The sequence below is a fragment of the Deltaproteobacteria bacterium genome, assembly GCA_019308995.1.
Taxonomy (GTDB): Bacteria; Desulfobacterota; Desulfarculia; order Adiutricales; family JAFDHD01; genus JAFDHD01.
In genome coordinates this window covers 1-14248 of record JAFDHD010000031.1, presented here as the reverse complement: position 1 = coordinate 14248, position 14248 = coordinate 1, and the positions used below count along the sequence as shown (strand labels likewise).

General features: G+C 49.2%; 12 protein-coding genes and 1 pseudogene. 9 read left to right on the top strand and 4 right to left on the bottom strand.

Annotation, left to right across the window (positions count from 1 at the left end):
- Positions 1-57: 57 nt before the first annotated feature.
- The 3 genes from secA to JRI95_07385 all read right to left on the bottom strand — a co-directional run bounded on the left by secA (position 58) and on the right by JRI95_07385 (position 4441).
- Positions 58-2574, bottom strand: coding sequence for a preprotein translocase subunit SecA (gene secA / locus JRI95_07395; GenBank protein ID MBW2061374.1), 2517 nt, complete (start codon positions 2572-2574; stop codon positions 58-60).
- A gap of 100 nt (positions 2575-2674) precedes the next feature.
- A complete protein-coding gene (locus JRI95_07390; protein ID MBW2061373.1) occupies positions 2675-3421 on the bottom strand; it encodes a M23 family metallopeptidase in 747 nt (248 codons plus the stop codon).
- A 516-nt stretch (positions 3422-3937) separates the two neighbouring features.
- Positions 3938-4441 (bottom strand): N-acetyltransferase, encoded by a 504-nt coding sequence (locus tag JRI95_07385; GenBank protein MBW2061372.1) that lies wholly within the window; start codon positions 4439-4441, stop codon positions 3938-3940.
- 133 nt (positions 4442-4574) lie between these two features.
- Between JRI95_07385 and JRI95_07380 the strand changes: the two genes are divergently transcribed.
- The 9 genes from JRI95_07380 to JRI95_07340 all read left to right on the top strand — a co-directional run bounded on the left by JRI95_07380 (position 4575) and on the right by JRI95_07340 (position 13788).
- Complete coding sequence (locus JRI95_07380; protein MBW2061371.1) at positions 4575-6674, top strand: acetate--CoA ligase family protein; 2100 nt, start codon at positions 4575-4577, stop codon at positions 6672-6674.
- A gap of 336 nt (positions 6675-7010) precedes the next feature.
- A complete protein-coding gene (locus JRI95_07375; GenBank protein MBW2061370.1) occupies positions 7011-8252 on the top strand; it encodes a CoA transferase in 1242 nt (413 codons plus the stop codon).
- A 32-nt stretch (positions 8253-8284) separates the two neighbouring features.
- Positions 8285-9496 carry a CoA transferase gene (locus JRI95_07370; GenBank protein ID MBW2061369.1) on the top strand — a complete coding sequence of 404 codons (1212 nt, stop codon included), beginning with the start codon at positions 8285-8287 and terminating at the stop codon, positions 9494-9496.
- 127 nt (positions 9497-9623) lie between these two features.
- Positions 9624-9860 carry a transposase gene (locus JRI95_07365; protein MBW2061368.1) on the top strand — a complete coding sequence of 79 codons (237 nt, stop codon included), beginning with the start codon at positions 9624-9626 and terminating at the stop codon, positions 9858-9860.
- A 25-nt stretch (positions 9861-9885) separates the two neighbouring features.
- Positions 9886-10161, top strand: a complete 276-nt coding sequence (locus JRI95_07360; protein MBW2061367.1) for a nitroreductase family protein — start codon at positions 9886-9888, stop codon at positions 10159-10161.
- Between the two features lie 35 nt (positions 10162-10196).
- Positions 10197-11057 (top strand): crotonase/enoyl-CoA hydratase family protein, encoded by an 861-nt coding sequence (locus JRI95_07355; GenBank protein MBW2061366.1) that lies wholly within the window; start codon positions 10197-10199, stop codon positions 11055-11057.
- Between the two features lie 260 nt (positions 11058-11317).
- The gene (locus JRI95_07350; GenBank protein ID MBW2061365.1) at positions 11318-11779 is read left to right on the top strand and encodes an SRPBCC domain-containing protein; all 462 of its coding nucleotides are present in this window, start codon (positions 11318-11320) and stop codon (positions 11777-11779) included.
- A 780-nt stretch (positions 11780-12559) separates the two neighbouring features.
- Positions 12560-13444 (top strand): 4Fe-4S binding protein, encoded by an 885-nt coding sequence (locus JRI95_07345; protein ID MBW2061364.1) that lies wholly within the window; start codon positions 12560-12562, stop codon positions 13442-13444.
- On the top strand, positions 13441-13788 hold the full coding sequence (locus JRI95_07340; protein MBW2061363.1) for a hypothetical protein: 348 nt from the start codon (positions 13441-13443) through the stop codon (positions 13786-13788). The genes JRI95_07345 and JRI95_07340 overlap by 4 nt, the downstream gene beginning before the upstream one ends.
- A gap of 131 nt (positions 13789-13919) precedes the next feature.
- Here the strand turns inward: JRI95_07340 and JRI95_07335 are convergent.
- Positions 13920-14132: pseudogene (locus JRI95_07335) on the bottom strand (UTRA domain-containing protein).
- Positions 14133-14248 lie beyond the last annotated feature (116 nt).

The window sequence follows — 14248 nt, the reverse complement described above, 5'->3', positions numbered from 1 at the left end:
CTTTTTCAGGCGCAAAACAGGCTCAGAGCTGATTCTAGTCACTAAATATAGATCTTCTTAAACGTTCCGGCCGCAGCATTTCTTGTATTTCTTGCCGCTGCCACAGGGACAGGGTTCGTTCCGGCCGATTTTTCTCCCCTCGCGTTTTACGGTGGCTGGCTTTTCAGGCTCGCCATGGGAGAGGAACATCTCCTGCTCTCGCGGGCTCTGCATCGCCAGGTCCTCTTCCCGGCTGGGACGGATATGAAACAGAAAGGAAATGGACTCGGCCTTGATCCGTTCGACCATTTCCATGAACATCTCATAGCCTTCCTTTTGATACTCTCTCAAGGGGTCTCGCTGGCCATAACCTCTCAGGCCGATGCCTTCCTTGAGATGATCCATGCTCAAGAGGTGATCCTTCCACTGATTGTCAACACTCTGGAGCAGGATATAGTGTTCCAGCTCCCTCATGAGTGGAGCCTCAAATTCCTCTTCCTTGTGCTGGTAAGCGGTATGCGCCTTCTCCAGGATTATCTCCCTGATCCTGTTCTGGGTCAGGTCTTCGACAGGGCCAAGATCAAGGCGCAGGCCGAAGAGTTCGAACACGCTTTCCTGGATCGCCTTGAGGTTCCATTCCTCGGCATAGGCCTTCTCATTGGTATAGCTTTCAATCAGGCCGTCAACCAGGTCTTCAACCATGCCAAAGATTTCATCCTTAAGGTTTTCCCCGGCCAGGATATTTTTGCGCTGCCGATAGATGACATCCCGCTGCTGGTTCATGACATCGTCATATTCAAGAAGATGCTTCCGGATATCAAAATGGTGGCCTTCGACTTTTCTTTGCGCATTTTCGATCGCCTTGGTGACGAGTTTATTTTCAATTGGCTGCCCGTCATCCATACCCAGTCGGCCCATGATGCCCTGGATGTGATCCGAACCGAATATCCTGAGCAGGTCATCTTCCAGGGAGAGATAAAACCGGGAGGACCCCATGTCTCCCTGCCGGCCTGAGCGTCCGCGAAGCTGATTATCTATCCGCCTGGACTCATGACGTTCCGTGCCCAGGATATGCAGGCCGCCTAACTCGGCCACTCCTTCTCCCAGCACGATATCCGTACCGCGGCCGGCCATATTGGTCGAGATGGTCACCTGGCCCGGCTGGCCCGCCTGGGCCACGATCTCGGCCTCTTTCTCATGATGTTTGGCATTGAGCACATTATGAGTGACGCCTTTTTTCTTGAGCATCTTGCTCAAGATTTCCGACTTCTCGATCGAAATGGTCCCTACCAGGACGGGTCGCCCCTTATCGTGGAGTTCTTCGATCTCTCTGACCGCTGCGTTGAACTTGTCCTGTTCGGTGCGGTAAATGACATCCGGGTAGTCAGAGCGGATCATCTTCTCATTGGTCGGGATGACGACCACATCGAGTTTGTATATTTTGTTGAACTCCGCGGCCTCGGTGTCGGCGGTCCCCGTCATGCCGGAGAGTTTTTCATACATGCGGAAGTAATTCTGGAAGGTAATCGAGGCCAGGGTCTGGTTCTCTCTCTCAATCTTGACCCCCTCCTTGGCTTCCAGGGCCTGATGCAGCCCATCGGAGTAACGACGGCCAGGCATTAACCGGCCGGTAAACTCGTCAACGATGATGACCTCACCTGACTTAACAATATAGTCCACGTCTTTCTTGAAAAGTGTGTGGGCTTTCAGGGCCTGGTTGAGGTGATGCAGGACCTCGAGGTACTTGGGGTCATAGAGGTTGTCGAGCTTGAGAATTCCTTCAGCGTGGGTAATCCCTCCCTCTGTAAGGACGGCCGTCCGGGCCTTCTCATCAATAGTGTAGTCTTCACCGGCCTTCAGTTTCGGGAGGACCCGGTTGATCTGATAATACAGCTCGTTGGATTTTTCGGCCGGACCGGAGATGATAAGCGGGGTCCGGGCCTCATCAATGAGAATGGAGTCAACCTCATCCACGATGCAGTAATAAAATTCTCGCTGAGAGTAATCTTCTAGGCGGAACTTCATGTTGTCCCGCAGGTAGTCGAAGCCGAACTCATTATTGGTCCCGTATGTCACGTCCGCGTTATAGGAAGCCCGCCTCTCCTCGTCATCCAGGCCGTGCAAGATTACCCCGACCGTAAGTCCGAGGAACTTATAGATAGCGCCCATCCATTCCGCGTCACGACGGGCCAGGTAATCATTGACCGTTACAATGTGCACTCCTTTTCCGGTCAAGGCATTAAGATAGACAGGCATGGTTGCGGCCAGGGTTTTGCCTTCGCCTGTCTTCATCTCCGCGATTTTACCCTCGTGAAGAACAACCCCGCCCATGACCTGGACATCAAAATGACGCTCGCCCAAGGTTCGCGCGGAGGCCTCCCTGACGACGGCAAAGGACTCAACGAGTAAATCATCCAGGGAAGCGCCCCTTTCAAGCTGCTCCTTGAATTGGCCTGTCTTGGCCTTGAGCTGGTCGTCGGAGAGACGTTTTATCTCCGGCTCGAGAGCCCCGACCTGGTCCACGATGGGAGACAAGCGCCGAATATCACGTTCGTTTTTGCTGCCAACGATTTTTTTTATTACTTGACCTAACATGGTGTAAAGTTACTTCTTTTAAAATAAAAAACCCGATAAAGCGCTTATCGGGGAGAAGTTTAGCCTGATACTCCAAAAGCAACTGATTATAAATTGGCTATCATCTGTAAGCCAGGTAGCGGATCGGGTTGACCGGGATCCCATTACGGACAACCTCGTAGTGGAGGTGCGGGCCGGTCGTGCGGCCGCTGGCCCCCACCGTAGCTATTTTTTCTCCCCTTTTGACCTTCTGTCCCGGCTTTACATGGGCCTTATGGAGGTGACCGTAACGTGTAATTATACCATAACCGTGATTAATCACAAGCATCAACCCGTAACCAGGCAGCCTGGTCTTTGAAACGACGATTCCATTGGCCGGAGAGACTATCGGAGTTCCTCGCGGTGCGCTGATGTCTAGACCGCGATGAAACTCCCTCTTCTGAGTCAGGGGATGGAGACGGTAGCCAAACCCGGAGGAAATCCAGCCCTGAGCAGGCGTGAGAGTCGGGGTGGAAACCAGGAGGGACCTGACGTCTTCAAACTGCTTGTCTAATTTCTGTTGATTCTGCTCTAAAAAGCTGGTCTGGGCCAATAATCCATCTAAATCAAGGTGCAGCTGGCGAATGAGTGACTCCGGGCTGGCCTTCAGGCTGCCTCTTGGGCTGGCCAAGGCACTGTCCGAACCTCCCAGGGCCGGTGTGGCGGCCCGCTTGAGATCCCGGTTGTCTGCGGTCATAGCCTGGAGCTTTTTGCTGTTCTGAACGAGCTTAAACATTTCCTGCTGCAAGCGCTGAACCTTGTGTGCAAAGGCGTAAATCTGCACGTTCTGCTTGACCGTTATTTGACGCAAACGATCCAGCTCCGCCAATTCACCCCTGAGACTATGGTATTGAAAATTAATGAGCACAGAAAAAAGAAAAAAACCGATAATAAAAATGAGCCCCAGAATTGGAAAAAATTTGGGAACAGTAAGCCTTTTGATCCTGTTTGTTCCTTGAGGGAAAATCAGTACGATGAATTTCTTCCTGAACAAACCGAATGCCTCTTAAGAAAGGGGTTGATTAGTTACCATGGCTACTCGTCCAGGCAGCAGATTTGTCTGATGTGGGCCTTGGATCATCTCTAACATGGGCCGGTATTTGTGTCAAGTATTTTTTGAAATTCTAGTTCGTTAGGTCTCTGAACAGCCTGAAAGTTTTTATCACACAGGGGATATATTATGGGAGATTCTGATTCTTATCGCAGGCGTCATGGAGCTGTTCAAATGCAAGAAAAATGATGAATTCTAGATGGGCGAATACCCGGAGGCTAACCAGCCCTTGTGATCAATAAAACATCGGCCACGAGATTAATTTTAGTCCAGCTTGAAGATGAAAAAAGGGTTTTAAATGTTTCTCGCCAACGCCACCTCGTCGCACTCAGGAAACTTGACACATTTAAAGCAGTCGGCCCAGATCTTTTGCGGAAGCTCGGATTTCTCAATAAGCTCAAAACCGAACTTCATGAAATATTCAGGAATGTAGGTCAAGGCAAAAAGGCGTTTCAGGCCGAGCTCCCGGGCTTCTTCAATACAGGCCTCAATAAGCTCGCGGCCGAGGTTCTGTCCCTGAAACCATGAATTGACAGCCAGAGAACGAATCTCTCCCAAATCAGCCCAACAGACATGCAGAGCGCATGTCCCGGCTAGGGCCCCAGATTCCCCATTCGGGTAGGCCACATAAAAATCCCGAATGAAATCATAAAGTTCACTTAAAGAGCGAGGTAGAAGCAGGCCCTGTTGGCCCAAATCTGCCAGCATCTCATAAATCAATGGGACATCTTTGACCCGGGCTTTACGAAGCCGCACCTTCCCGATCTCCTCCTGAGCATGGATACCGAACTCAATCATAATCGGAAGCCAGAAGATGGTCAATACAAATATAAAGGCATGTTAGTTTCCAAAATGATGTTGAGTTTTTGGTTACTGTATGTAACCATTAGATATTTAGGATTTCTGCCAAAATGATCCGGAGGAAAAGGCAATGCGCGAGCTTTTCTACCCTAACAGCGTGGCCGTGATTGGCGTATCCAACTCCCCCACAAACATCGGCCGGGGGATTATTTTTAACCTCATTACGTTTAACTACCAGGGGATAATTTACCAGGTGGGGCCTAAAGGAGGGGTCTTTTCCAGCCGACGAATTTACCAGTCGGTCTTAGATATTCCCGACCATATAGACCTGGCCGTCATCCTGACCCCGGCCCGCACGGTTCCGGACATTCTTGATGAATGCGGCCAGAAAGGCATCCGCTGGGCGGTCGTGGAATCCGCAGGGTTTCGCGAATATGGAGAAGAGGGGCAAAAAATCGAGAATGAAATCATCCGGGTGGCGGAAAAATGGGGCCTGCGATTTGTGGGGCCAAACTGCATCGGGGTGGTTAATATGGAAAACGGCCTTTGCAGTCCGTTTACCCCCATGAACCGAACGATCCGGCTGGGAGATATCTCCATGATCTCCCAGAGCGGCGGGGTGGGCATGTCAATACTCAATCTCATGGCCAATGAAGGCCTGAGCTTGAATAAGTTCGTATCTGTGGGAAATATGCTGAACATCGAGACCGAAGAATTTCTTTCTTATTTTATCGAGGACCCTGGCACGAAATACATTCTTCTTTACCTGGAGGGTATTCGGGACGGGCGTAAGCTCATGGAGATAGCCAAGGAATCTCCCAAGCCTATTATAGCTTGCAAGGCGAACATCGGACAATACGGCCAGAACATCGCCGCTTCCCATACCGCCTCCCTGTCCAGTAACGACCGGGTCGTTGAAGCCGCCTTCCGGCAGTGCGGCATGGTGCGGGTCAACGACGCCACCACCCTGGGCAACGACCTTAAAATCCTGCACCTGCCACCCATGCGCGGCAAGCGCCTGGCCATCATCTCCCGCTCAGGCGGACATGCAGTCATTGCCGCCGACGCCTGTGAAATGTCCAAGCTAACCCTAGCGGAATTTCCCAAGGACTTCCTCGAAGAGATCGAGAAGCACTTCCGGGCCTCAGTCATTAAACTGACCAATCCCCTTGACCTCGGAGACCTTTTCGACCTGGAGCTATATGGCAGTATCGTGGAGCGCACCCTGGCCCACCATGAGGTTGATGGCATGATTTTTTTGCATACTTCTATTGAAATCATCGAAAGACAGGCAACCCGCGACCTCTTCCAGCGCATAATCGAACTATCCAAAAAATACGATAAACCCGTGGCCCTGTACATATCTACCGAGGACGAGGAAGTAAGCTACTTAAAAAGAAACATCAATTATCCCGTCTTCACCCAGGTGGTCGAAACGATCCGGGCCCTGGAGCTGAATCGGCGGTTCTATGCGGAAAAACAGCGCTTCCAACAACCCGAGGAGATCCCTTCCTTTGCAGTGGAAAAGGAGGTCGCCGGGCAGGTCCTGGAAAAGGCCATGCGGGAAAAGCGCGATCTGCTCCTCCATGAAGCGGATGAACTTCTCAGGCTTTACGGGATTCCCATGGTGCGCGGAATTCCGGTCATGAATAAAGATGAAGCCATAAAGGCCGCGAGAGAACTGGGTTTCCCGGTAGCCATGAAAATTATTTCCAGGCAGATCTCACACAAATCCGACGTCGGAGGGGTGCAGCTGAATCTGCGCAGCGAAAACGGCGTGGCCGACGCCTACCAGGATATGACCGAGAAAATTAATCAAGCATATCCCGACAGAGAGATCCAAGGAGCGCTTATTCAGCCCATGATCACCGGGGGGCGGGAGCTGATCATGGGGGGACGTCAGGATGAACAATTCGGGCCGACAGTCCTGGTTGGCCTGGGAGGTGTCTTTGTGGAGATCTTTGGTGAAATATCTGTGCGTGTGGCCCCGATCTCCAGGCGGGATGCCATGGATATGATCCTTGAACTGCGCGGTTCAGCCATCTTTAAAGGGGCACGCGGCACAAAGCCGTCGGATATTGAATCAGCCGCAGAGGTCCTTCTCCGCCTTTCCCAGCTTCTGTGCGAACTTCCTGAAGTTCAGGAGATTGATATTAACCCTCTGCGCGTTTTCCACGAAAGAGAAGGCTGCATCGCTTTAGATGCCCGCATTATTTTAGATAAAGATTGATGAAGACGCTTTTAGCCTTTGAAACGCAAAACCCGCCACTGCTTTCGGCCAGGCTTACCTTTAGTATTGAGGCAAACGAATCCGCCAGTCAAAGCCGCCTTGCAGGCTTTTATTTAATTGGACCTTATGAGGGGTTGTTTAAATTATAGTGACGAAATTATTATCTGACAATACTTTGCTAGACGCTTTGATCTGATTTGACAGCTTGTTTTTTAGCCTTTATTGAAATTGATCGTTCTAAATAATGTAATTGTATATCGTCCGCGAAAGTGGTAATTTCTGGTCTTGAGAATAAATCATAGGTATGGTTACCAATAACTTTTCAAGGGAGGCACTATGACAGAGAACGCAGATGGTATGCTCAGTCCATATCGTGTCCTTGACCTGACCGATGAAAAGGCGCTTTTATGTGGCAAGTTAATGGGTGATATGGGTGCTGATGTTATCAAGATTGAGAGACCGGGGGGTGATTCTGCTCGGAATATCGGTCCTTTCTATCATGATGAAGTTGATCCAGAGAAAAGCCTTTACTGGTTCGCCGTGAATACCAGTAAGAGGGGAATAACCCTTGATATTGAGAAGACGGAAGGATTGAATATTTTTAAGGAGCTAGTGAAGACGGCTGATTTCGTCATAGAGTCATTCCCACCGGGATATATGGACAAGCTTGGTTTGGGCTACTCAGACTTAGAGAAGCTCAACCCCGGTCTAATCATGGTTTCCATTGCCCCTTTTGGACAGACAGGTCCGTATAAAGATTTCAAGGGTCCGGACATGGTAATGTGGGCGTTGGGAGCAGGCCCCTTCATACGCTCGTTTGACAGTCCTGACCGTCCTCCTTTCCGTGTAAGCCATCATTCCCAGACATACTTTCATGCCGGGACAGAAGCGGTAGTGGGAGCACTGGTAGCACTCTTTCACCGCGGAACCAGCGGAGAAGGGCAACATGTTGATGTTTCAATCCAGGAATGCGTGAATTGGCACCCCACCGGTGACTGGGACCTAAACAGAAGAGTGCCGAAGCGAGGTCAGTCTCTCATCCCTGTTCGTGTAACACATATCTGGCCCTGTAAGGATGGCTATGTCATGTGGCGCTACACGGGCGGTCCCATGGCAAAGCGACACAGCATCCCGCTCGTTAATTGGATAGCCGAAGAAGGCATGGCTGACGACTGGTTGAAGAATTTTGATTGGGACAACTTCAGTCACTATAAAACGACTCAAGAGATAATTGACCGCATGGAAGAGCAGACTATTAATTTTTTTATGACACATACCAAGGTAGAGTTAATGGCAGGGGCGATTAAGTACCGTATCATGCTCTACCCGATTAGTTCCGCCCTTGACCTGTCAGAGAGCCCCCAGCTTGCCGCCAGAGGGTTCTGGACAGAGGTAGAGCACCCGGAATTAGGGACCACTATTAAATATCCGGGCAAGTGGGCCAATAACTCGGAGACACCTCCGGTAATAGCACGTCGTGCGCCGCTTATCGGTGAGCACAACCAGGAGATATTTGAGAAGGAATTGGGTATCTCTAAGGAATCACTTGAAAAATTGAGGCAGGCCGGGGTTATTTAACCTAGCTTCAACAACAATTAGGAGGCAATAAGATGGGGAAACTACCACTTGAGGGAATAAAGGTCGCCGATTTTACCTGGGTCTGGACTGGCCCGACAACAACCAAGGTGCTTGCTGATTTTGGCGCCACGGTGCTTAGAATAGAGAGTAATAAGAGGCTTGATGTCTGGCGGATACAACCTCCTTTCAAAGATGACGTCCCGGGACCTGACCGCGGTGCAATTTTTAATTCAATTAACACCGGGAAACTCAGCATTACCATTGACCTTACCCTTCCCAAAGGCAAAGAGCTGGCCAAGAGATTTGTCGCCTGGGCCGATATTGTAACTGACAACTTTGCCGGGGGGGCAATGAAAAGGATGGGCCTGGACTACGAGGCGCTCAAAAAGATAAAGCCCGATATTATCATGATGAGTTCAGCTTTGATGGGCCAAACAGGTCCCTGGCACAACAGTCCGGGCTATGGAGATCAGTTATCAGCCATATCTGGTTTACACGAGATTTCCGGCTGGCCTGACCGGAGACCGGGAGAGATTGGATTCTACACAGACTTTATTGCCCCTCGCTTTAACGCCCTCACAATTCTCGCCGCACTGGATTATCGAAGGCGCACTGGAAAAGGGCAATACTTAGACATCGCGCAACATCAGGGAGGCGTACAGTATATGGCGCCGCTTCTTCTTGACTATGTCGTGAATAAGCGGGTCGCCACCAGAGAGGGGAACCGTGATGACTATGCGGCGCCTCATGGTTTCTACCGCTGCCAGGGGGATGACAGGTGGTGCGCTCTAGCTGTGTTCACTGAAGAGGAGTGGCAGAGCTTCTGCAAAGTTATCGGCAATCCGGCATGGACAAAGGACCCTAAGTTCGCCACTCTTCAAAAGAGGAAAGAAAATGAAGAGGAACTCGATAGGCTGGTGCAAGAGTGGACAATCAACCAATCAGACGAAGATGTGATGATGCAGCTGCAAGCGGCCGGGGTAGGCGCTGGTAGGATAGGAACCGTTGAAGACCAGATGGAAAACGACCCTCAGTTGAAGTACCGCGACTTCTACCAGGAGCAAGACCACCCGGAAATAGGGAAGTATAGACCTCCAAGGCAGCCATGTGTGCTATCGAAAACACCCTGTCAAATACGGCGGGCTCCTTTAATCGGTGAACACAACGAGTATGCCTTAAAAGAGATTCTCGGCATGACTGACCATGAAATTGAAGATTTGGTAGTGGAGGAAATCATTCAATAAGAAATCGTGATAAGGCCTTTACCTGAGCCCGGGGAATACCGGTTAGAAACATTTGTCCTGGATTATGCGGCAAAACAGTTTAAAACCTCTAGTATTTCACCCAAATAAAGGCTATTTTCCCCCCACGGTGGGCTTTATCGTAACCAATTCGATCCTTCCGGTTAAAGAAGTGGTGAATATTTACAATGGCCGGGCCAATGTAGAGAATCGGATTAAGGAAGGCAAGAACACTCTTCGCTGGGATAAAACAAGCTGTCACAGGTTCGAGGCAAACCAGGCTCGATTGAAGATGGGAATACTAGCTTACAACCTGCTGCAAATCCTCCGTGAATTCTATATGAAAGGCGAAAAGAACGGTTTATAAAAAATTTCTAGAAAATGCTTTTAAGTTGTTAGATAGCGAGAGAACCATATTTGACTGGGCGTGCAAACAGACCTATATACCTCTGGCCAACATGATGACTGCCGCCGCGATGATTGGGATTGATTCCTGCCTCATGGAGGGTTTTGAGACTGAAAAAGTTGACGAACTATTAGCCAGTGATTTTGATATTGACACAGGAAAATTCGGCGTATCATATATGGTTGCTTTCGGGTATCGTGAAGCGGACCCGCCGGTAAAAATCCTTCAATTATTGGAAAATATAACAAAATGGTATAATTAGGCCCCTTTCTTAAAATACTATCAAGGAGATGTAAAATGAGCTATCAGTGTTTCTTAGTCAGCATCGAGGACCGAATTGCACACATAGTGCTAAATCGGCCGGAAAAACGTAATAGTATGAATCGAGCGTTTTGGGATGAATTGCCTGAGATTATTGAAGATATCGATAATAATACCAAGGCCAGAGTTATCGTAATTTCTTCCACAGGACCGCATTTTTCATCAGGGTTGGATGTGGGTGAATTTATCACTGGCGGTAGTGCGCCACAGGATGAGGAAGCAAAACGTCTTGCCAGGCTAGGCCGCGGTGCTGACTTCTACAACAACGTGCAGCTTATGCAACGTACCTTCAGTTGTCTGGAAGAATGTCGAATTCCTGTCATTGCTGCGATCCAGGGCGGTTGCATAGGCGGCGGCGTCGATTTAGTTACCGCCTGCGACCTGCGCTACGCCAGCGAAGACGCGTTCTTGACGATTTACGAAATTAACATTGGCATGACGGCGGATGTCGGCACTTTTCCCCGGCTGGTAAAACTGATCCCGGAAGGTATCGTCCGCGAGTTGGCCTACACTGGCCGGCGAATGCCAGCCCAGGAAGCCAGGGAGGTGGGGCTTGTGAATCGCGTGTTTTCCGACCAGCAAACAATGCTCGATGAAGTGATGAAGATCGCCAGGGAGATCGCGGGTAAAGTGCCACTGGCGGTGTATGGGTGCAAACGCATGATCAACTACGCACGGGACCACTCCACAAGTGATGGCCTGGATTACATCAGCATCTGGAACGCGAGTATGCTGCAGCCCGAGGAAATGTTAGAGGCCATAACCGCTAACACCGAGAAGCGTGCGGGGAACTTTGTTGATCTTCCGCAAAAGCGAAAGCAACTGAGAACAAATTGACAGAACAGGGGATCTCCTCGGTTTGGGTAAAATAGTACCCGGAATTTACTATTTGAAGTTTAAAAAAATATCCTATCAACTGTATTTGATAACTGATTTGAGATTCCTTGAACTTGAGCTGTCCGAATTCTGGTTTGATACCATGATCAGGTTATGAACTTGTTTATTGGCTTTGAGTACTTAGCTTACATGATTATTTGAAAATCTGACTGAGATCAGATACACTTACGCCGGTACTTTTTTTAAAAAGAATGATGAATATGGAAATGTACAATTTTATTACCCGGTGGGAATTCGATGCTCCTATTGAAAAGGTTTGGGAGGTACTCATCGAAGAGGAAGCCACGTCCAAGTTGTCTCCGTCTTTTAAAAAAATCCAGACAGAGAACGAAGCATCCAGGTTGGAAATCGGTTCAAAGACGGATTATGAGGTCAAAGGCCGTCTGCCTTACAGTTTGAAGTTCACCCTCGAAGTAAAAGAGTTAATAAAGCCCAGGCTGCTGGTTGTTTCGTCCGAGGGTGATCTGATAGGCACAGGTCGCTGGGAACTGGAATCATTGGGTGAAAAAACGAAAGTGATCTACTACTGGGATGTGGGCACCTCCTCGTTTTTTCTCAACCTTTTAGCCAAATTGAAATTTGTCAAAGGATTGATGATAAAAAACCATGACCAAGTCATGGCTGAGGCCTATGAAAATTTAAAAAGGGCTTTTGACAATTAGAAACAACAAAGCTAAGAAAGATGATCCAGCAGAATATAAAGGACCGACATGAGCAACCGGCCTGACCATAAGCCAGATTGGTATTATGATTTTAAAGTGAAAAAGATTTTACTATGAAACATTATCTTTGGACAATTCCAAAGAGCGTCTATTATGAACTGAAATTTTTAATACTTCGGGGTCACGAATATATTATCAGCTTTAATCTTTTGAAATTCCAATAATTTTCTAATCAACGATATCTAGACGCAGGTGGAGACAGAGCTATAGTTGCTCAGGATGCACGTATTGTTGCATTCCAGCTCTTTCATTTCTACCCCAAGATGTTGTGTGATAATGTTAAAAGCGCCTTAATATTTTTTCGTGAAAACCCGAAATCCAGACTCTCGGTATCATAGTATATCCACCACAGAATCGGTTTATCACGGTGATTAAAATCGGTTGAATTATCTGTAATGAAAACTCAAAAACACTGTTGACGAGTATGATTTAATGGATTACTATGCTCGAAAATCGACGGTTAGGGTTTTGTTCAGCATGTTTGACGAGGAATCGTCATTATATAGTAGGCAAAGCGCTTTTCAATACCACTATAAGGTCCAACGAGTTACATGGCGGTTGCGAAAGGCTGATTATAAATGAAACGCGGCCGTTGCCGCATAATTCAGGAAAACAGATGTTTCTTCATCTCGACGTGAAATCTAATTCCAGGTAAGACCAGTCTCATCGAGGCAACAGGAGGGAGAAAGCGTAATGTGTCAGGAGTGTTTCGAACACAAAATGGCCACCGTGTTTGGCAAGGATCAGCCAGGTTGGTTCTTCAGCCCTCACGCCTATGATTACGAATCCTTTGTCAAGTCGCTGGATAAAGATGTTGAATATGTTTCTCAGTACGAGTGGATCAACGCCATCAATCCGGGAAAATTCGGGGCCGCGTGGGTCAAAAAGGTCGTTGAAGGCGGGCGCACCTGCCAGGTGGTCACCCTGGAGGAAGCTCTGGAGTTACTGCGGATCGCCAAGGAGGCCAATCCCGAGGGAAGCAATTTTATTGGCCTGAACGATACTTGTATCTGCAAAAGAACCCGGGGGGGCGATATCTCGGAACCGGTTTGCATGCTTATGCTCCATGCGCCCAAGCCCGAGGATGCGCCATCTCCGGGCCGTCACGACGAACGCATTCCAAAAGCCGGAGAAAATGAGCTTCGCGAGCCGTATGACCCCGGGGATATGGCCAAAATGAAGGAGATGCTACTGGATTTCGAGCGCAGACTCGGACTGGTCCACTGCGTGTTCACCATCCATTTCCCACACGTCATCACCCTCTGCAACTGCGAAATGCCTTATTGTCACTCCTTTCGGCAGCGGTTTATTTACGGGGTTAAAAATTCCGCGATCGAGGGTTATTACGTCATCTCCGTCAACAACGACAAATGTGTGGGGTGTGGCGACTGCGAGGCCCAGTGCCAGTTCGGCGTATTGAATCTGGACAAAAAAATGGGTAAAATCACAACAATGCCTTCCCTGTGTATGGGTTGCGGAATATGCCGTAGCGTCTGCCCGACCGGAGCCCTGGAAATGGTGCCGCGACAGCGGGTCACACAGCTGGAAGCTCGGGAACCGGCGAATCTCAGGGCCGTGATCGAACAGGAGGCCAGCGGTAAATGAAAGAGAACATCGAACGCATACGCGAAGCTGACTGTGGATATCCGGAGTTGGAAATCACCGAGGCATACAGGATGGCGCCCATCATCACGGTCGGCGATGAGTGTGTCCAGCCTCAGGACTGCCGCCAGTGCCTGGAGGTCTGCGCGCCTAAGGTTTTCGTGCTGGCCCCGGATCTGAAAATGGTGCCCACCCCGGAACACCCCATGGTCAACGTGGGCTGGGAGAACGCCAAGGCCGAGGCCATGCGTGTCATCGCGGCCGAACCCGCCCTATGCACCCAGTGCATGGGCTGCGTGCGCGTCTGCCCGGAAAACTGCATTACGGTCAAAGCCCAGCCGGTCTGAAGTTAGTGATTTAAATAAAAAAAACACAGCCAAAACACCTGAAACGATTCACCAAATTTTGTACTTCATGGCTTCCCCCTTTAGATCATGTTTGTAGTTATACCTGAAACGGGCATACCGTCATTCAAGGCTCAGGCGCGCACGACCCGGATGTTATACCGAAAATCTTCCTTGTACCTGGTTGACACGTATAAAATGGGGCGATCTGTTTCATCAACAAAAACCGCCTCCCCAACCAGGACCAGATCACCCTCTTTAACTCCCAGGAACTCAGCCTCTGTCCGGGTAGCCTGCCCTGGATAAAGTGACCTTAGCCCTTCCTTAACCTTTACTCTGGTGAATCTTTCAACGGAAGTTCACCTTTTCGGCTGAGGGGTTTTAATGCAATAACTTACTGATCTTAATCATGTTATTTTCTTCGAGCGATATTTTTTCTTGTGACTACACGGGCCTGAGATTT

What these genes read in the sequence shown, in the direction of transcription:
- JRI95_07370 (MBW2061369.1), top strand. Translation starts at nt 8,285, where the DNA reads ATGGGGAAACTACCACTTGAGGGAATAAAGGTCGCCGATTTTACCTGG.
- secA (MBW2061374.1), bottom strand. Translation starts at nt 2,574, where the DNA reads ATGTTAGGTCAAGTAATAAAAAAAATCGTTGGCAGCAAAAACGAACGT.
- JRI95_07350 (MBW2061365.1), top strand. Translation starts at nt 11,318, where the DNA reads ATGGAAATGTACAATTTTATTACCCGGTGGGAATTCGATGCTCCTATT.
- JRI95_07340 (MBW2061363.1), top strand. Translation starts at nt 13,441, where the DNA reads ATGAAAGAGAACATCGAACGCATACGCGAAGCTGACTGTGGATATCCG.
- JRI95_07375 (MBW2061370.1), top strand. Translation starts at nt 7,011, where the DNA reads ATGACAGAGAACGCAGATGGTATGCTCAGTCCATATCGTGTCCTTGAC.
- JRI95_07385 (MBW2061372.1), bottom strand. Translation starts at nt 4,441, where the DNA reads ATGATTGAGTTCGGTATCCATGCTCAGGAGGAGATCGGGAAGGTGCGG.
- JRI95_07355 (MBW2061366.1), top strand. Translation starts at nt 10,197, where the DNA reads ATGAGCTATCAGTGTTTCTTAGTCAGCATCGAGGACCGAATTGCACAC.
- JRI95_07380 (MBW2061371.1), top strand. Translation starts at nt 4,575, where the DNA reads ATGCGCGAGCTTTTCTACCCTAACAGCGTGGCCGTGATTGGCGTATCC.
- JRI95_07345 (MBW2061364.1), top strand. Translation starts at nt 12,560, where the DNA reads ATGGCCACCGTGTTTGGCAAGGATCAGCCAGGTTGGTTCTTCAGCCCT.